The sequence below is a fragment of the Planktothricoides raciborskii GIHE-MW2 genome (assembly GCF_040564635.1).
GTDB classification, from domain to species: Bacteria; Cyanobacteriota; Cyanobacteriia; order Cyanobacteriales; family Laspinemataceae; genus Planktothricoides; species Planktothricoides raciborskii.
Genome location: NZ_CP159837.1, coordinates 552,414 through 571,256 on the forward strand (window position 1 = coordinate 552,414; position 18,843 = coordinate 571,256).

At 42.3% G+C, this 18,843-nt stretch carries 13 protein-coding genes and 1 pseudogene; 2 read left to right on the forward strand and 12 right to left on the reverse strand.

Annotation, left to right across the window (positions count from 1 at the left end):
- Positions 1–157 precede the first annotated feature (157 nt).
- The 8 genes and pseudogenes from ABWT76_RS02210 to ABWT76_RS02245 all read right to left on the reverse strand — a co-directional run.
- Complete coding sequence (locus tag ABWT76_RS02210; protein ID WP_354635582.1) at positions 158–2,299, reverse strand: DUF3134 family protein; 2,142 nt, start codon at positions 2,297–2,299, stop codon at positions 158–160.
- The gene (locus tag ABWT76_RS02215; RefSeq protein ID WP_190880177.1) at positions 2,296–3,624 is read right to left on the reverse strand and encodes an AAA family ATPase; all 1,329 of its coding nucleotides are present in this window, start codon (positions 3,622–3,624) and stop codon (positions 2,296–2,298) included. The genes ABWT76_RS02210 and ABWT76_RS02215 overlap by 4 nt, the downstream gene beginning before the upstream one ends.
- A gap of 265 nt (positions 3,625–3,889) precedes the next feature.
- The gene (locus ABWT76_RS02220; RefSeq protein ID WP_054470115.1) at positions 3,890–5,134 is read right to left on the reverse strand and encodes an AAA family ATPase; all 1,245 of its coding nucleotides are present in this window, start codon (positions 5,132–5,134) and stop codon (positions 3,890–3,892) included.
- A 55-nt stretch (positions 5,135–5,189) separates the two neighbouring features.
- On the reverse strand, positions 5,190–6,161 hold the full coding sequence (locus ABWT76_RS02225; RefSeq protein WP_354635583.1) for an AAA family ATPase: 972 nt from the start codon (positions 6,159–6,161) through the stop codon (positions 5,190–5,192).
- Positions 6,162–6,285: 124 nt separating this feature from the next.
- Entirely contained in the window at positions 6,286–9,993 is a 3,708-nt protein-coding gene (locus ABWT76_RS02230) for a hydantoinase B/oxoprolinase family protein (protein WP_354636379.1), read from the reverse strand.
- 219 nt (positions 9,994–10,212) lie between these two features.
- Complete coding sequence (locus ABWT76_RS02235) at positions 10,213–10,566, reverse strand: DUF86 domain-containing protein (protein WP_054470119.1); 354 nt, start codon at positions 10,564–10,566, stop codon at positions 10,213–10,215.
- Positions 10,556–10,849: a nucleotidyltransferase family protein gene (locus tag ABWT76_RS02240; protein ID WP_054470120.1), complete on the reverse strand. Its 294-nt coding sequence runs from the start codon at positions 10,847–10,849 to the stop codon at positions 10,556–10,558. The genes ABWT76_RS02235 and ABWT76_RS02240 overlap by 11 nt, the downstream gene beginning before the upstream one ends.
- 115 nt (positions 10,850–10,964) lie before the next feature.
- Positions 10,965–11,084 (reverse strand): annotated as a pseudogene (locus ABWT76_RS02245) (hydantoinase/oxoprolinase N-terminal domain-containing protein); the annotation flags it as partial.
- A 152-nt stretch (positions 11,085–11,236) separates the two neighbouring features.
- Between ABWT76_RS02245 and ABWT76_RS02250 the strand changes: the two are divergent.
- Complete coding sequence (locus ABWT76_RS02250; RefSeq protein WP_354635585.1) at positions 11,237–11,575, forward strand: type II toxin-antitoxin system HicB family antitoxin; 339 nt, start codon at positions 11,237–11,239, stop codon at positions 11,573–11,575.
- Here ABWT76_RS02250 and ABWT76_RS02255 read toward each other — a convergent pair.
- Positions 11,540–11,695, reverse strand: a complete 156-nt coding sequence (locus ABWT76_RS02255) for a hypothetical protein (protein ID WP_354635586.1) — start codon at positions 11,693–11,695, stop codon at positions 11,540–11,542. The two genes, ABWT76_RS02250 and ABWT76_RS02255, sit on opposite strands and share 36 nt — an antisense overlap.
- 643 nt (positions 11,696–12,338) lie before the next feature.
- Between ABWT76_RS02255 and ABWT76_RS02260 the strand changes: the two genes are divergently transcribed.
- Positions 12,339–14,255, forward strand: coding sequence for an SLC13 family permease (locus tag ABWT76_RS02260; protein ID WP_197285438.1), 1,917 nt, complete (start codon positions 12,339–12,341; stop codon positions 14,253–14,255).
- A 1,039-nt stretch (positions 14,256–15,294) separates the two neighbouring features.
- Here ABWT76_RS02260 and ABWT76_RS02265 read toward each other — a convergent pair.
- The 3 genes from ABWT76_RS02265 to purH all read right to left on the reverse strand — a co-directional run bounded on the left by ABWT76_RS02265 (position 15,295) and on the right by purH (position 18,840).
- The gene (locus ABWT76_RS02265; protein WP_190879271.1) at positions 15,295–16,140 is read right to left on the reverse strand and encodes an Rpn family recombination-promoting nuclease/putative transposase; all 846 of its coding nucleotides are present in this window, start codon (positions 16,138–16,140) and stop codon (positions 15,295–15,297) included.
- A gap of 346 nt (positions 16,141–16,486) precedes the next feature.
- Positions 16,487–17,173 carry a bifunctional 2-polyprenyl-6-hydroxyphenol methylase/3-demethylubiquinol 3-O-methyltransferase UbiG gene (locus ABWT76_RS02270; RefSeq protein ID WP_054468746.1) on the reverse strand — a complete coding sequence of 229 codons (687 nt, stop codon included), beginning with the start codon at positions 17,171–17,173 and terminating at the stop codon, positions 16,487–16,489.
- A gap of 101 nt (positions 17,174–17,274) precedes the next feature.
- Positions 17,275–18,840 carry a bifunctional phosphoribosylaminoimidazolecarboxamide formyltransferase/IMP cyclohydrolase gene (purH, locus tag ABWT76_RS02275; protein WP_354635587.1) on the reverse strand — a complete coding sequence of 522 codons (1,566 nt, stop codon included), beginning with the start codon at positions 18,838–18,840 and terminating at the stop codon, positions 17,275–17,277.
- Between the last annotated feature and the right edge of the window lie 3 nt (positions 18,841–18,843).

Consider the following 18,843-nt stretch of genomic DNA (forward strand, 5'->3'; position numbering starts at 1 on the left):
TGGTGAAAAATTACACTCCGAAATGCCAAGAAACCGGGTTTCTTTTTTGCCTCCCACAGTTATCTGTGATTTCCCGAAAAGAAACCCGGTTTCTGTATTTGGATGCTGACGGGGTTTTTCCTCTTCTTCAACCCATGCTTGTTTAAGATTTTATGCTTTAATCATCATCCAGCATGATGTCGTCATCATCATCATCATATTTGCCATCATTCTCAATCAGTTCGGCAATTTCTTCCTCAGAGTCCAGCAGATTTTCATCATTATCACTGGTTCTATCCATCAATCGACCGCTTCTTTCCAACCAATCTAAAATAGAAGTTTCATATTGTAAAGGAATCACATCAGCGATTTGATAACGCGGTGTTTGAGTCAGGGAAGGGTTGACTACAGGTTTGTCTTTTCGGTCATTCTCTGTTTCTAGATATTGTGGTGATTGTTGCGGAATAGAATAAGTCTGTGTTGGTTGAGGTTGACGATTAACAGTTGCTTCAGGTTGTTCAGGTTCCGAATCGATCGCCTCAGTTTCCATAGAATCTTCTGGTTTAGTTTCCGAATCGATCGCCTCAGTTTCCGTTTCCGGTTCATCTGGGGATTCTGATTCTGCTGATTCTTCTGATAGAAAATCTTCTGATTCAGATTCCGAATCGATCGCCTCAGTTTCCGTTTCCGGTTCATCCGGGGATTCTGATTCTGCTGATTCTTCTGATAGAAAATCTTCTGATTCTGGTTCCGAATCGATCGCCTCAGTTTCCGTTTCCGGTTCATCCGGGGATTCTGATTTTGCTGATTCTTCTGATAGAAAATCTTCTGATTCTGGTTCCGAATCGATCGCCTCAGTTTCCGTTTCCGGTTCATCCGGGGATTCTGATTTTGCTGATTCTAAAGAATCTTCTGATTCAGTTTCCGAATCGATCGCCTCAGTTTCCGCTTCCGGTTCATCCGGGGATTCTGATTCTACTGATTCTTCTGATAGAAAATCTTCTGATTCTGGTTCCGAATCGATCGCCTCAGTTTCAGTTTCCGGTTCATCCGGGGATTCTGATTCTGCTGATTCTTCTGATAGAAAATCTTCTGATTCAGATTCCGAATCGATCGCCTCAGTTTCCGTTTCCGGTTCATCCGGGGATTCTGATTCTGCTGATTCTTCTGATAGAAAATCTTCTGATTCTGGTTCCGAATCGATCGCCTCAGTTTCCGTTTCCGGTTCATCCGGGGATTCTGATTCTGCTGATTCTTCTGATAGAAAATCTTCTGATTCTAGTTCCGAATCTTCTAAAGACAGTAATTCATCGCGATCGCCGATATAATCTTGACGATTTCCTGAAAAAGCATCGATTAATCGTGTGAATAGCGATCTGCTGTTTTCTTCCGATCTAAAATAATCATCCACGGGTAAAAATTCAGCATCAGGTTGTGGTGTTTCAGCCTCCGGTTCTGTTGAGGTTTCTTCCTCTTCTTCCAATAGAGATTCTGCCTCATCATCCCATATATCAGAATCGTAGGATGGTTGAGGTTCAACATTAGTGGAAGACTTGGGTCTACTAATAGTAGGCTTCGGTCTGCCATGTTCGTCAAAACACTCCTCTCTCGCAGTTCCGGGAAAAGCCTTCTCCTCCATAAAACGCTCTAACATATCCGGGTCGTCTTGAAATACTGTCATCCACACAGAAAAAAATCCTTTATCCTTTGCTTGAACAACAATATCTTGACGCATTTCTTCGTCATCTAATTTTTGCAAAAGTTTTAGAGACCGATGCGCCTTGTTCCAAGCTTCTGTGCGATGTTCATATCTTTCATCTGCGGGTCTAGGTTCATCTGGACCGCCCGGATAGCGATTTAGACCAGTTAACTCCAAAGTTATTTGCGCTTTTTCTTTTTGAGACTGACTAAGATTAGAATTAACCTCGATAATTACAACTTCTTCTCCATTTTTTTGTTGGTGAAATTGATAATCAAAAATCCATGCTGTATTATCGATATCAGGCCAATAAACATCATCTAATTCTATGTCTTTATCTGATTTAGCATTATTGCAAGGACTACAGGCAAGCAGAAAGTTGTCCCAATCCCCTCTTAATGAATAATACTTCTCCAAGCTTTTTGGTAACTTATGTTCTACATGAGAAGTAGAGATATCTAATTTGGTTTCGCAATAAGAACAATAAGGACCTAATCTACAAATCAGATCTTTCTTTGCCTCTTTGTAAGTATTATCCTCTATTTTGCGATCGGATGTAAACACTTTAGAATCATTCGTCTTAGGATCTTTTGGCCAATCACCTTTATTAACTGGTCTCATTTGGCTACCTCCTGACCAGATAGGGCTGCTCTCCGGTTCATTCTGAGAAAAGCATGATAAGCAGCATCGTCACTGTATCGCATTTTTAATTGCGTTTCTAATTCATTTAGTTGATCTTCAATTTCTCTTAGATATCCTGAGTCAAATGTTTTAGCATTTTTCGCATCTTCTATTAACCGCAAGTATTTTTCAGCATCTGCTTTCATCCGTAAAAATCGCTGACCCTTATGTGGTACGTCTATACCCATCACCAGATCCGCAATATCCTCAATACTTCTGTTATAATAAAGAGGATTTTTTTCATTATCCAAGTTAATCAGGTCTCCTAACCGGAGAGACTGGATAATAAATGGTGAATGAGTAGTGGCGATAAACTGAATATTTGGGAAGGTACGATGTAATGCTTCCACCACACCGCGCTGCCAACTAGGATGCAGGTGTAAATCAATTTCATCAATTAATACAATGCCCGGTGTTTCTTTAGCCGCATCCTTGCCTAAGTGAGGATTCAACATGGCCGCCCGATAAGCCATATCCGCAACCATTGCTAACATATTCCGCACCCCATCACTGAGAAGTCGTAGTGGCAGGAAACGCCCATCTGTTGCCTCAGCCAATACTTCACTTTTCACCGAATCATAAGTAATGGTCTGCCAGTCTTCATCTTCCATACACTTGGCAACAGCACTGGTCACGACTTCTAAAGCATCACTCCGCGTTGATTTTAAGGCTTTTTCTTCTTCCTTTCTCAGCCAATCAATTAACCAGGTTATATTTGAGTCAGGATGGAAACAATTTTCATAGCCTTTAGTTCGGGATTCTTTTACGGAATTATTCTCATCTTGATTTTCCTTTGTTTGATTTTGGTTGGGAATCCAGAGACGATCTGTTCCATAATAAACGATGAGAGGTAAAAGGCTATTTTGACCATTAGAGATCATTTTATTGAGATTTTGAGATAAAGTCTTTATGGTTTTATCTGTCCTAGGCTTATTCCCTGTATCAGCCAAAGATTGCGTCCAGGTAATTTCTTGTTCTGCAAAAATTCCTTCACAGCTTACTGAAGCCGGATATTGAGGCTGAATGTCAATGTTTCTACCTTTTTTATATGATTTGAGACGCACGTCGCGATCTTTTAAGGAACGCAACGAATCTGGTTCACTAACCTCTGATAGTAAACCACTAATCCCAACAGCGATCGCATCCAGAATCGCTGTCTTCCCTTTACCGTTAGCCCCAATAATTAAAGTATAGGGGGCTGAAAGTTCAAACTCCTCGTTTTCAAAGCATTTAAAGTTCTCAAGTATGATTCGGTTAATTTTCATAGTTTTCTCCAATCCTTAAACAAGGCTAAATTTGACCTTTGATGACTGCTAGAGACTATAATGATTTCAGGTTGACAATTTGCTGGCGTTCTATTTCCTCGCTAATCAGCGATGATTGGGTTGTCCCAATAAATTGTATCATGGGAAATATCTGCCGAAGCTTGTTCATTATATTTTTTTCCAATTCTGAATCTAGATGCAATTCTAAGTCATCAATTAATACCACTTCAGGGGTTTGCTCGATCGCTTGTTTACCTAACAGGTTTCATTTTGTAGCCTCCGTATCAAAACCGTCTACGAGTTTTTTCCGTTGAAGAAATGCTTCATAAGCAGGATTGTCGCTATATGGAATATATTCCTCCGCAGTAGCCTTCATTTTTGGATCGCGATCGCTTTGTTGCGGTACTTCAATACCCATCACATTTTTAACAATATCTGTAATGGATTGATTGTCATACTTATCATAATCGATTGTTTCTTGAGCATCTAAACTAATTAATTTTCCTAATTCACGACGGAGAGACTGGATAATAAATGGTGAATGAGTAGTAGCGATAAACTGAATATTTGGGAAGGTACGATGTAATGCTTCCACCACACCGCGCTGCCAACTAGGATGCAGGTGTAAATCAATTTCATCAATTAATACAATGCCCGGTGTTTCTTTAGCCGCATTCTTGCCTAAGTGAGGATTCAACATGGCCGCCCGATAAGCCATATCCGCAACCATTGCGAACATATTCCGCACCCCATCACTCAGGAGTCGCAGGGGCAGTAAACGCCCATCTTTTGCCTCAGCCAAAACCTCATTTTTCATCGAATCATAAGTAATCGTCTGCCAGTCTTCATCTTCCATACAGTCAGCAAGAGCACTGGTCACGACTTCTAGTGCATCACTCCGCGCTGATTTTAAGGCTTTTTCTTCTTTCTTTCTCAGCCAATCAGTTAACCAGGTTATATTTAAGTCAGTATCGAAACAATTCTCATAGCCTTTAGTTCGGGATTCTTTTACGGAATTATTCTCATCTTGATTTTCCTTTGTTTGATTTTGGTTGGGAATCCAGAGACGATCTGTTCCATAATAAATGATGAGAGGTAAAAGGTCAGTTTGACCATTAAACGCGATTTCCTTCAGCTTTTTAGATAAATCTTCTATTGTCTTATCTATCTTAACCTTAAGATTGCTGCGGACTAAAGATTGCGTCCAGGTAATTTCTTGTTCTGCAAAAATTCCTTCACAGCTTACTGAAGCCGGATATTGAGGCTGAATGTCAATGTTTCTACCTTTTTTATATGATGCGAGACGCACGTCATTATCTTTTAAGAAAAGCAAAGAACCTGATTCACTAACCTCTGATAGTAAAGCACTAATCCCAACAGCGATCGCATCCAAAATCGCTGTCTTCCCTTTACCATTATTCCCAATAATTAAAGTATAAGGCGATGAGAGTTCAAACTCCTCGTTTTCAAAGCATCTAAAGTTCTCAAGTATGATTCGGTTAATTTTCATAGTTTTCTCCAATCCTTAAACAAGGCTAAATTTGACCTTTGATGACTGCTAGAGACTATAATGATTTAAGGTTGACAATTTGCTGGGGTTCTATGGTAATCAGCGGTGATTGGGTTGTCCCAATAAATTGTATCATGGGAAATATCTGCCGAAGCTTGTTCATTATATTTTTTTCCAATTCTGAATCTAGATGCAATTCTAAGTCATCGATTAATACCACTCCAGGGGTTTGTTTGGTTGCTTGTTCGTATAACTGAGGATTTAGGACAGCGCAGCGATAAGCAATATCCGCGACCATTCCTAATAAATTATATAAATTGCGATTTTGCTTATCCAAATCACAAAAATTTATTTCTTGATTTTCTAGTTTTAAAAGTAATTCCTCTTGCCGTAGATCGTAAACAACATCTTTTATATTTTCCGAACAGTCGGCGATCGCTTCTTTCACTGCCATAAAGACCTCCCAGGGTTGTCCCTCTTGTCTGGCTATTAATTCCATGATTTTGAACCATTCCCAGAGTTGTTTATAATTTTTTGTCGGATTAAACCAATTCAAATTACCTAAAATAACTGACTTTGGCTTATTCGCTTCAATAGCTTTCAATTTTTTGCTCGGCCATCGCTTTGCACTATAATAAGCAACTATTGGTAGAATAATATCTTCTCCCTTGCGAATTCCTTGCTGAAGTTGCTGGGCAATTTTTTCTATTTCTTTAGCATGAACCGAAGTAGTTCTGCCGTTTTCCTTTTCTATAGTTCGCTTCCAACTAATTCCTTGTCCATTCACTATCCCTTGACATGAAATTACTACCGGACACTTCCGCACATCTTCTTTATGAATATTACGATATGGAATATCGCTAAACCCTAAAAACAGGGAACCAGCAGCGATCGCCAATGCTTCCATTAGGCTAGTTTTGCCACTGCCTTTATTTCCCACAATTAAACAGGGGTCAGTTAAATCGCAGGTAAAATGATCGAATCCTCGGAAATTCTGAATTTCAATTCGCTGAATTTTCATGGTCATTCACTGTTTATGAATAATTGGATTATAGCCCATTATATCTTGTAGGGGCAAAGCATTCGCGCCCAAACCTATCGGTTAAGCGTTAGGACTAATCCGCGAATGCTTTGCCCAATGTTCTCAATGTTTATGATTCCTCAATCAAATCATGGCCATAGCCACCGCCCCCAGGAGTTTCAATAATAAACATATCTCCCGGATACATTTCTACTGCCCCGGTACTGTCTAATTGTTCCACAGTTCCATCGCGACGTTGGACATAATTTTTACCCAAAGCCCCGTCACTGCCACCATTTAACCCAAAGGGAGAAATAAGCCGATGATTCGATAAAATACCGGCGGTCATTTGTTCTTGGAAACGCAGGCAACGAATCACCCCATTGCCCCCGCGATATTGTCCTTTACCGCCACTATTTTCCCGAATGGCAAAACTTTCTAATATGACGGGAAAACGCCATTCTAAAACTTCTGGATCGGTTAACCGAGAGTTGGTCATGTGCGTATGCACTGCATCAGTTCCATTGAAGGTTTGCCCAGCCCCAGAACCGCCACAAATGGTTTCATAATATTGATATTTTTTATTACCAAAAGTGAAGTTATTCATGGTTCCTTGGGATGCGGCCATCACTCCTAATGCCCCATATAAAGCATCCACGATCGCCTGGGATGTCTCGACATTTCCGGCAACTACCGCAGCGGGATATTGGGGGTTTAGCATACAGCCTTCGGGAATGATAATTTCTAATGGTTTCATGCAACCAGCATTGAGGGGTATATTGTCATCAACTAGGGTACGAAATACATAGAGAACCGCCGCTTTACATACCGCAGCCGGGGCGTTAAAATTGCTATTTTGTTGGGGAGATGTGCCGGTAAAGTCGATTTTGGCGCTGCGGGTGGTTTTGTCTAAAGTGACTTTTACCTGGATGGTTCCTCCTGCATCCATAAGATAGGTAAATTCCCCATCTTTGAGAACGTTAATCACTCGGCGAACCGATTCTTCGGCATTGTTCTGCACATATCCCATATAGGCTTGGACGGTTTCTAAGCCGAAATGGTTGACCATGTTTTCTATTTCTTGAATCCCCCGTTTGTTGGCGGCAATTTGCGCTTGCAAGTCGGCGATATTTTGGGCTGGGTTGCGGGCAGGATAGGGGCTGGAGTTGAGTTTTTCCAGTAGTTCGTTTTCTTGGAATTTACCGCGAGAAACTAACTGGAAATTGTCAAATAATATGCCTTCTTGTTCTACGGAGGTACTGTTAGGAGGCATGGAACCGGGAGTAATTCCGCCAATGTCTGCATGGTGTCCACGAGAGGCAAGGTAGAAGATGGGCGCACCGGATGGGGCAGCGGATTTTTGGGATGATTCGGTTAGAAATACAGGGGTGATGACGGTGATGTCAGGTAAATGGGTGCCGCCATTGTAGGGGTTATTGGAAATATAAACATCCCCCGGTTGTAGGGTGTTGTTTTTGTCTTTGATTAGGGCTTGAACGCTTTCACTCATTGACCCAAGATGGACGGGAATATGAGGGGCGTTGGCTACTAATTGTCCGTTTTGATCGAATATGGCACAAGAAAAGTCGAGGCGTTCTTTGATGTTGACGGAGGAGGCGGTGTTTTGCAAGGTGATGCCCATTTGTTCCGCGATCGCCCGAAATAAGTTGTTGAAAATTTCCAACATTACCGGGTCTGGTTTGGCGGTGATATGGGTTGTTTTTGGGGAAACGGGAGAGGAGGAAATTGCTGTTTGTTTGGTGAGAATTAAATGATTTTTCTCGGTGATTTTGGCCTGCCAATTGGGCGCGATCGCATTCGTTCCCGTTGCTTCAATAATAATCCCAGGGCCGGTAATTATATCTCCCGGTTGTAAATTATCCCGCTGAAAAACGGGAGTTTCTTGCCAGCGATCGCCTACATACATTTGTACCGTGGCAATGGGTGAGGGAGGTTCGGGACTGTGACGATAAATTATGGGGTCTTCGGGACTATCCATAATTTGCACCACTTCCACAGAAACAGCCTCAACAATTAGGGCTTTTTCTGGTTGAATAAAGCCATAACGTTGCTGGTGCGCGGCTGCAAATTCGGCTTGCATAGTGGCCACATTTTCGGTAAAATCTACAATCAAGGATGAATCCGTTCCCTGATATTTTAGCTGGACTTTGGGGAAAACTTGGCAATCTTGATTTTCTGTTAAATCACTGATATCGTTATTGGCGATTTCTTGTTTACCTTTTGCAGCTAATTCAGTGAATATTTGCTGCAATTTTGATAATAATTCTGGGGATAATGGGGCTTCAATTGCCCGTTGCTGAATCACGCGAACATCCGCTAATCCCATGCCGAAAGCCGATAAAACTCCAGCATAAGGATGGATAAATACTTGTTTCATGCCTAAAGTTTCGGCAATTTGGCAAGCGTGTTGTCCCCCGGCGCCGCCAAAACAACAGAGGGTATATTCAGAAACGTCATAACCCCGTTGTAAGGATATTTTTTTGATGGCATTGGCCATATTTTCCACCGCGATCGCTAAAAATCCGGCGGCTACTTGTTCCGGGGTGGAATTGCTACCAGTTTTCGCGTTAATTTCTGTAGTTAATTGATGAAATTTTTGCCGGACAATTTCCCCATCTAAAGGTAAATCACCATTTTTGCCAAATACTTTAGGGAAAAATTGCGGCTGAATTTTGCCTAACATGACATTACAATCGGTGACAGTTAATGGCCCATTTTGGCGATAACAAGCAGGTCCAGGATTTGCCCCGGCTGACTCTGGCCCAACCCGATATCGTGACCCATCAAAAAATAAAATTGAACCCCCACCGGCAGCGACGGTATTAATTGACATCATGGGAGTTCGGAGGCGAACCCCAGCAATTTCTGTTTCAAATTCTCGTTCGTATTCGCCGTTATAATGGGCTACGTCTGTGGATGTTCCCCCCATGTCAAAGGTGATAATTTTATCAAAACCGGCCATTTTACTGGTTTGAACTGCCCCAACAATGCCCCCCGCAGGCCCAGATAATATGCTATCTTTGCCTTGAAATTTTTGGGCATCTGTTAACCCACCATTTGATTGCATAAACATTAATGTTGGGGCGGAATGTTTCGATTGGTTGTCGGAAAGTTGTCCGGCAACGCGATCGACATAGCGGCGTAAAATAGGAGAAAGATAGGCATCGACTACGGTAGTATCTCCCCGGCTAACTAATTTCATTAAGGGGCTAACTTGGTGGGAAACGGAAATTTGATTAAAGCCAATTTTGCGGGCAATTTCGGCAATTTGCTGTTCGTGTTTCGGATAGCGATAGCCATGCATTAATGCGATCGCGCAAGAACGAATGCCGCTGTGATATGCTTGCTGCAATTGGGCAATTAATGGCGCTTCATTTACGGGTTGCAATTCTTCCCCGTGGGCATTGTAGCGTTCGGCGACTTCGATCGCTTGTTCATAAAGCATTTCTGGCAGAACAATTTCCCGCGCAAAAATATCCGGGCGATTTTGATAACCAATTCGCAAGGCATCTCGAAATCCTTTAGTAATGACTAAAACCGTGCGATCGCCTTTCCGTTCTAATAGGGCATTTGTTGCCACGGTAGTGCCCATTTTTACTGCGGAAATCAATTCCCCAGGGATGGGTTCATCTGTGGGAATGCCCAAAATTTCTCGAATTCCCTGACAAGGGGCGTCACTATAGCGATCGGGATTTTCCGATAACACTTTATGAATCACTAATTGTCCGTCGGGACGTTTGGCAACAATATCGGTAAATGTGCCGCCGCGATCGATCCAGAATTCCCAGGGATTTTGATTGGTAGAAATATTACTCATCATTTTTTGTCCTTAGAGAGAATATGTCAAAAATACTAGCAAATTTTACAAATAATGGTAGTCACGGGTTTAAACTCATGGCTACCAGAACGATCCAGAAAATAAAACCAAAAACCGGATTTCTGAATTAAACCTCTGTTTTGATCCAGGCATTGATGGCAAAAACCCGGTTTCTTTTCAGGGACGATTCCGCTTCGATCGGATCGCTGCGCGAATCGCTTACTCAATAACTCCTTCCTGCTGCAATATTGCTTCTAATTGCGGAATCAAAGGAGGTAAATAATTTTGGATGGTATGCCAAACAATATCTAGTTCAACTTGGAAGTATTCATGTGCAATCACGTTACGCATATCCCCCATTAAGCGCCAGGGAATCTGAGAATAGTAGGTCTTGAGTTCGGTGTCAATATTGATAGCCGCTTCACCAATGATCATGAAGTCATAGAGACAAGCATTGGCAATGGTATCATTAGCTTCAAATTCGGAAAAGTTTACCTCTGCTGTGCGCTTTTCTATTCGCTTAATTGCAGCTAAAATATCACGAATTCTATCGATGGATTCTCTAGAAGGCACAAATCGCCTCCTTTAAAACGCGATCGCGCAAGTATGGCTTCAGCGAGTCTGGACTTCCCATATCCACCGAACAACCTAAAACATCTTCTAAATACAAACGGACTCGACTCACGTCAAACAATCCAATGGGGCGATCGTCAAATTCCACTAAAAAATCCACATCACTATCCGGTTTTGCTTCATCTCTAGCCACGGAACCAAATAAGGCTAAAGATTTAACTCCCATTGCCTGTAATTCGCCTTGATGTTTGGCAACGATCGCCAATACTTCGTCTCGCTTCATAAGAGTTAAAAGGATAATTCACAGTTTTTGCTGAATCGTCTAAATTATATCGCATCGAAAACAGCGATCGCCGACTTGTCACATAGATATTGGTTGCTTTGGCGATCGCCAACTAATCGGGATTTTCCGATAACACTTTATGAATCACTAATTTTCCGTCGGGACGTTTGGCAACAATATCGGTAAATGTGCCGCCGCGATCGATCCAAAATTCCCAGCCATTTTGCTTTGTCATATCACTTACTCCAATTTTATTGTCAATAAAATTATAATATGATATCATTAAATCAAATGATTTTTCTAGTGGCTTTGGTTTTTGGGTTATGGAGCAATTTATATTTTTCCAGTTTTGATTACAGACACTTTCATCAAAAATATTGATTTACTATGTTCACTTACAAAGGTTACACAGGTCAAGTTGAAGTCGATGCCGAAGCAGATATTCTATTTGGCACAGTCCTGGATATTAATGATGTCATCACATTTCAGGGTAAAACCGTTGAAGAAGCTCGTCAAGAATTCCAAAATTCGGTTGATGACTATCTAGAATTTTGCCAAAAGTTAGGACGAGAACCCGGACGACCGTTTTCTGGAAAGTTGCCCTATCGCACGAGTCCAGAAACCCACCGGAAAATTTTTATTGCGGCTAAAAAAGCTGGCAAAAGTATTAATGCTTGGATGGATGAGGTGTTAAGTGAGATGGCCGATCGCACGCTCAAAACCTAAATTAATTGGCACCAGAACACCCAGAAACCGGGTTTCTTGAGAAAATCTCTGTTTCCATAAATTATCATAGAAACCCGGTTTCTTTTTCAGGGGCGATCGCTTACTCATTAACTGCGTCATCTGGCAATCATATGGTATGATTTATTATCATGGCAGCAGGAAATAATCTAAGCTTAAAAGCTATCACCTATCAGCTATCAGCTAACTGCTTACGGCTGACTATAAGCTTATGGGCTGACGATTTAACTACCATTACCTGTAGGCTTTATTTTTGGTAGCGATCGCCAAAACTTCATGTCGCTTTATATATATCGCTTTATAATATTTCAAACCATAATAATTCACAGTTTTTTCTGATTTTTCTGAATCGTCTAAATTGGCTCGCTGGATTGCACAATAACAGTGGTCTGTACTGAAACCCATTTGTTATGTTATGTTGATGATTTTAAGTAAAGCCTATAGAATCAATCTTGCTATGTTTTTGACCAAGCAAATCAATGAATCAGTCAATTACAGATTAGCATATTATTATATAATAAAAAGATAAAATTAGCTTATTATCACAAACAAAAAAAACAGTAATTTAAAATATTTAATATTATTAAATATTTTAAATTACATCAAACTAATTTTTATCCAAACAATATACGTTTGTAATTTTTTTTGAATATTTTTTTTATTTTTTGTGAAATCGATCTTTTTTTTGCGACTGAGATTAGAATACAACTCAGGATAGTTGGCTCAGTTTTAAGGAAGTTTCTCTATGATGCGAACCTCGCAATTTTTACGAGATTGGTTGATTCCAAAGAAAAATAATAAAAAGCAATGGTTTTTACTAATGCTACTAAGTACCACGGTGGCGATCATAATCGCCTTTTGGGATGTCTGGGTAAACTCCCAACTGGCGACTCTTGGGTGGCAAGCATGGGTGAGTATGGCAGTGACTCTAGTGGCCCTACTGTTGAATGGGTTTACCTCATTACCGGCAGAAATTGTCTTTCTTGGGGCTTTATCGGTGTTATTACTCAGCGGGATTTTGGATACAAAAAGTGCCCTAGCTGGATTTAGCAACGAGGGGATGGTTACAGTTGGCGTCCTCTATATGGTCGTCACTGGACTTCAGCAAACTGGAGCCTTGGGCTGGATTTCTCAGCGGGTGCTGGGGTTGCCCAAAGGAGAAAAAGCGGCGCTACTGCGCTTAATGCCACCCATTATCGGGTTGAGCGCTTTTCTGAATAATACTCCTGTGGTGGCGATGTTTATCCCAGTGGTGAAAGATTGGTGCCGCAAAATCAGCATCAGCCCATCTAAATTAATGATTCCAGTGAGTTATGCCGCGATTTTCGGCGGTATCTGCACTTTGATTGGCACCAGCACCAACCTGGTGGTGAATGGATTATTGATTGCCAACACCGATCATCCAGGCTTAGGGATGTTTGATATTACTGGGGTGGGGCTGCCCTGTGCGGTGGCAGGAACCGCATTTCTTTATTTGACTCAAGGGTGGCTATTACCCATCCGTAAACCTGTGCTGGGCAACACTGATGAACTGCGTCAGTACACGATAGAAATGGTGGTATCACCACAGAGTCCCCTGGCCGGAAAAAACGTTGAAGATGCAGGACTCCGCCATCTACCGGGATTGTACCTGGCAGAAATTGTCCGGGGGAATCAAGTATTACCGGCAGTCAGTCCCAAGGAAGTGTTGCGCGAAAATGACCAACTGGTATTTGTTGGGATCGTCGAGTCGGTGCTTGATTTGCATCAGATGCGTGGACTGCAACCGGCAACGGATCAAGTGTTTAAGCTGAATAGTCCCCGGACTGAACGGTGCATGATTGAGGCGGTGGTTTCTAATACTTGTCCATTGGTGAATAAAACCATTCGTGAAGGACAGTTCAGAAGTCGCTATAATGCGGTAGTTTTGGCAGTGGCCAGAAATGGTAAAAGATTGTTAGGCAAAATTGGGGATATTGTTCTCGAACCAGGAGATAATTTGTTATTAGAAGCTCATCCGATGTTTTTGGAAAAACAGCGAGCTTCCAAAGATTTTTATTTAGTGAGTAGTATTCCTGATTCTGAACCGTTGCGCCATGAGAAAGCTCCTTGGGCGATCGCGATTTTAGCAGTAATGGTTATCGTTGCTGGCTTTAATTGGGTAAGTATGTTGAATGTATCAATTGGTGCGGCAATCGCGATGTTGGTGACAGGTTGCTGTTCACCCAATCGTTCATTACAGAGTATTGAATGGTCGGTATTGCTGGTAATTGGCGCTGCTTTGGGAATTGGTGACGCCCTGGAGAATACGGGTGCAGCACAGGCGATCGCCTCTACTTGTATTAGCATCGCTGGGGATAATCCTTGGGTAGTATTAGCGGTCGTTTATACCCTCACAGTCGTAATTACAGAAATTATTACTAACAATGCTGCTGCCGCGATTATGTTTCCGATTTCTATCTCCATTGCTCAAAACTTAGGCGTTGATTTCATGCCGTTTGTCATTTCAGTTATGATTGGGGCTTCTGCGGGTTTTGCTACCCCGGTTGGTTATCAAACTAATATGATGGTTTACGGGCCTGGAGGATATAAGTTTACTGATTTTCTGCTGATTGGCTTGCCTATGGATGTCTTACTTGGCATCGTTACGGTGGCGATCGCACCATTAATTTACCCTTTTTAGTTGTTAGTTGTTAGTGCGATTCGTTCAGGCGGAAAGTCTAGGGATAAAACCCAAAACCTGCGTCTGGTGTAGGTTCTGACCTACATAACTCTGGGGGTGTACAGGATAGTCCTGTAGACAAAGATTCCCGGAGGGTTTTTCCTCCGAGGTCATAGACACCTCACCCCACGGTAAAGATTCACTATCTTTACTCGTGAAGCGGGTAGGAAAGCTGATCATCCCTAAGCAGATGGGAAAAATCAGCAAGTCAAGCGCTCATGGGCAGCGAGAGCGAATTCCCGGCTTGAACCCTCTCCAAACAAAAGTAGCGAAACTGCTTGTTACGCTGCGTCCAAAATGGCATAGGGAAAGGTGACGAATTTAACAGGTCAGTCACAAAGGAATCCCAGAAATACCTAGGGGGACAGGGAAGACCCTAAAAGCGCATTCAACCACCACTAGGGAACGAAGTAAACCCATATTTCTCTTACCAGTAATGGTAAGTAGCGATAGTGTGTAAGCGGATGAAATATTGGGAATGGGATGTGGCAAGAAAGCTCTTTTCCGCCGGTTTTGCCAGTGGATATGCAGACGTGCCACGGCTGTGAAGTTAGCGATTATTAGTAAGTCCAAAGGACGCACAAAACCAGTCGCTTACGACATGGTGTGATTTTAAAGGGACAAAGGATGAACGCTATGCCAAACGGGAACGTTTAACGACTTCCCCATTAGGATGCTATTGGTTTAGCAAGCGCAGCTAGGAGCGGAGTGCCGCGAAAGTGGCACGCTCCGTTCTGAATGGGAGGTGGGAGTTGTGAAGCTCCCATCGACCCCTACCGTTGTTAGTTGTTGGTTATTTGTTGTTGGGCAGGGATTCTTTGGGTAGGGATTCTTTGATTGGGGAAAGTGAAAAGGAGAACGGGTAACAGTTATCAGGGAACGGGGAATATTGCCTGTTGCTTGTTCCCCGTTCCCTGTTCCCTGTTCCCTGTTCGTTATTGGTTATTTATTATTGGCTGTTTGCCCGAAATAAGTAATAACCAATAACCGGCAATAAATATTAAATCATTCGCTGGAATTCTGCCAGACTATTGACGGTTTTAATTGCGTCCTTCAGTTCCGTCAAGCGTTCCACATTTTTAATTTGAGAAACTGCGGGCATCAGTTCTAATGCGGTTTCCCCAAATTTTAATTCTAATCCCAGGGCGATCGCGGATAAAAGTCCTTCTTCTCGTCCTTGTTGAACTCCTTGATTCAAAATTTCTTGATACCAGGGAGATTTTTGTAATACTGCCATATCCCACCTCATTATTTGTTGCACAACGCTACTTTCTAAAACAAAGGTAGCAAAAAACGCCAAAAGAGTTTCCAGGTCGCTGAGTTTTTCGTCATTACGTAACAATCGCAAAGCTCGTTGTACGGTTGATTTTTCTCCACCTCCTTTTAAAACGGGAACAAAGGGCAAAAGTGCGGTCAGCGATCGCTCAAAAACTATTTCCGCATTCACTTCCCACAGGTTAATTACTCGATAGTCTTGACGCGCTTGTAAACCGGCAAATTCGGAAAAGTAACCCTGGGGAATATTGGCATAACTACTTTGAAGAATATTTACCAATACTGGATATACAGGTAGTTGATACTTTTCTTCTGCCAAGGCAACATAAGCTCTGATTCGCCGGGGCATTTTTCCTGTGTAATATAATTGTAACTCATTTACTAGCAAGAATTCCCCACATTCGGGGCTATAAGCGCGGACTAATACGTCTCCTTCTCGGCTAATCCATTGGAAATCCGAGTTCACAATTTCTCGGACTTGTACATCAGCAAATGACGTGAGCCATTTCACCCATTTTTCTGGTTCTAGGCTAATTAATCTTTTACTCCCAATATCGGCTGTTTTAGTCATATTTTTATTTAGGGAATAATTTAGGTTTTTCCTAATAAAATAATAACATTTTTTTGAAAATTTTAATTTTTATAATTTAATTCATTATTCATTATTCATTGATATTGAAAAAAATGATAATAATATATTTTTATGTCAATCAAAACAACTGATGATTAACTGTAAACCAGGAAAAGTAAAAAACAAGCGATCCCCTAAATCAGAAATATGATAAATTTCTAAGCTTCCAGAGAACCGATCGCTTTTTGTACATCAAATATGAAAACCCTAGATATTGATATATTGAACCCAGGCAAAAAAAAGGACAAGGCAATGACTTGTCCTGCTTGAATGAGAAAATAAAAATTTAACTTTCAACATTTAACTTATATTCAATTCTGACCTGTTCCACCTGATGATGTTCGCTTTCAATGAATGTATGACGGCTAATTTCTGATAAGCCAAATTTCTGAAACTGGGCTAATTCTGTTTCTGATAATGGCCAAGGCGGGCCATCGGGTTGGGCATCAAAGTCACGAATTCTAGTAATCACTAATAAAGTGCCACCAGGAGCGACTAAAGGCGTGATCGCATTAATAACTTTTTCGCGAATATTCAAGGGCAATGCTTGGATATTGCGACATTCAAATACGAAATCAAATTTCCCCTGCCAATCGGGATTTAAAGCCAATAAATCCGCTACCACATAGTTAACTGGGGAATTAGGAAATCGTTCCTTTGCCCAGGCGATCGCTGTGGGGGAAATATCAAAAGCCGTCACCTGAAACCCCAGGTCTGCCAAAGTTTCTGCATCATCTCCTAAGCCACAACCAATCACTAATGCCGACTTTCCTTGACCCTGAATAATTTGGTCATTCAGCCAATCTTGTAAATAAGGATGAGCGGTTAACTTAGCCCAAGGAACTTGACTGGCATCCTTATTTGCTTGGGAATATAACACATCAAACCAAGCGGAATGCTCGGATTTCTGTAACGCTTCAGTGGCGAGTAACTTAACTTTTTGTTGCAGGGTTTTTGGTTGTTCTTCAAACATATTTTTACTCAAAAAATATCTGTGTCCTCTGTGTCTGAAGTGGGGAAAATGAACCACCTCAGACACAAAGAGCACAGAAGACTAACAGGAGGATAGCTGATTTAATGTAAGAAGTGACGCATTCCGGTAAAGACCATGACGATGCCCAATTCATCAGCAGCATCAATAGAGTCTTGGTCGCGGAGACTGCCACCGGGTTGGACGATCGCCTCAATTCCCGCAGCCACTGCGGTCCGTACCGAATCATCAAAGGGGAAAAAGGCATCACTAGAGAGCACCGCACCTTTGGCTTTTTCTCCCGCTTGTTCCAGGGCAATTTTCGCCGCCCCGACCCGGTTCATTTGACCGGCGCCCACTCCCAAGGTAGTGCGATCGCGAGTCACGACAATAGCATTAGATTTAACGTGCTTCACCACCTTCCAAGCAAACAGCAACTCTTGCAACTGATCCTCGGTAGGTTGCTTTTTCGTCACCACTTGCCACTCGCTGGGATTTTCCACCGCATCATCGGTATTTTGCACCAGAAAACCACCCGCGATCGCCTTAATCACTTGCTTTGGACCACTGATTAAATCCGGCAAAGTCAGCACTCGTAACTTAGATTTCTTCTGGAGCAATTCTTCCGCTTCCGGCTCACAACTTGGGGCAACAATACATTCTAAAAATAGCTTTTTCATCTCCGTTGCCGTCGCTGCATCCAGAGGCCGGTTCACCGCCACAATGCCACCAAAAGCGGAAATCGGATCCGCAGCTAAAGCTTTTTCGTAAGCTTCAACCAAGGTATTACCAAACGCCACGCCGCAGGGATTAGTATGCTTCAAAATGGCCGCAGCCGGAGGATATTCCGGATCGATAAACTCACAAATAATCCGTCGGGCGGCTTCCAAATCCACCAAATTGTTATAACTAAGTTCTTTCCCTTGCAGTTGTTTTGCTGCTGCCCATCCCGTAGGCGTTAATCCGACTTGATACCATGCCGCCGTTTGATGGGGGTTTTCCCCATAACGCAATGCCTGTTTTTGTTGACCGGCCATGCCAAACCGAGGGGGCAGAGGGTTATCTTCCAAAGAAGCAACCAATGGTTGATTAACCAGGTAAGTTGCGATCGCCTGGTCATAAGTTGCCGTATGCCAGAACGCTTTTTGGGCACAGACTTGGCGGAAAGCTAGAGAGACTTCTCCCTGATTTTTCCGCATTTCCTGTAAATACCCCTCATATTGGTCTGGTTCGCAAAGTACCGTCAAATGAGCGTGATTTTTGGCCGCAGCCCGCAACAGGGTTGGCCCCCCAATATCAATATTTTCAATGGCATCGGCATAAGATACATCCGGTTTGGCGATCGTTTGCTCAAACGGATAAAGATTTACCACCACCAAATCAATCGGGCGAATATCGTTATTCTGTAAATCGGCGATATCTTCTGGCAAATCGCGTCTCGCCAAAATTCCCCCGTGAATCCGGGGATGCAACGTTTTCACCCGACCCCCCAAAATTTCTGGAGACCCGGTATAGTCTGCCACTTTGGTCACGGGTAAACCGGCATCTTTTAAGGCTTTTGCGGTTCCGCCACTGCTGATCAAGTCAAATTCAAAGTCTTGAACTAATTGACGGGCAAACTCGATTAAGCCAGTTTTATCTGATGTACTCAGCAGTGCTAGACGCGCCATGAC

Coding starts and splice junctions, on each gene's coding strand:
- ABWT76_RS02210 (WP_354635582.1), bottom strand. CDS start 2,299: ATGAGACCAGTTAATAAAGGTGATTGGCCAAAAGATCCTAAGACGAAT.
- ABWT76_RS02215 (WP_190880177.1), bottom strand. CDS start 3,624: ATGAAAATTAACCGAATCATACTTGAGAACTTTAAATGCTTTGAAAAC.
- ABWT76_RS02220 (WP_054470115.1), bottom strand. CDS start 5,134: ATGAAAATTAACCGAATCATACTTGAGAACTTTAGATGCTTTGAAAAC.
- ABWT76_RS02225 (WP_354635583.1), bottom strand. CDS start 6,161: ATGACCATGAAAATTCAGCGAATTGAAATTCAGAATTTCCGAGGATTC.
- ABWT76_RS02230 (WP_354636379.1), bottom strand. CDS start 9,993: ATGAGTAATATTTCTACCAATCAAAATCCCTGGGAATTCTGGATCGAT.
- ABWT76_RS02240 (WP_054470120.1), bottom strand. CDS start 10,849: ATGAAGCGAGACGAAGTATTGGCGATCGTTGCCAAACATCAAGGCGAA.
- ABWT76_RS02250 (WP_354635585.1), top strand. CDS start 11,237: ATGTTCACTTACAAAGGTTACACAGGTCAAGTTGAAGTCGATGCCGAA.
- ABWT76_RS02255 (WP_354635586.1), bottom strand. CDS start 11,695: ATGACGCAGTTAATGAGTAAGCGATCGCCCCTGAAAAAGAAACCGGGT.
- ABWT76_RS02260 (WP_197285438.1), top strand. CDS start 12,339: ATGATGCGAACCTCGCAATTTTTACGAGATTGGTTGATTCCAAAGAAA.
- ABWT76_RS02265 (WP_190879271.1), bottom strand. CDS start 16,140: ATGACTAAAACAGCCGATATTGGGAGTAAAAGATTAATTAGCCTAGAA.
- ABWT76_RS02270 (WP_054468746.1), bottom strand. CDS start 17,173: ATGTTTGAAGAACAACCAAAAACCCTGCAACAAAAAGTTAAGTTACTC.
- purH (WP_354635587.1), bottom strand. CDS start 18,840: ATGGCGCGTCTAGCACTGCTGAGTACATCAGATAAAACTGGCTTAATC.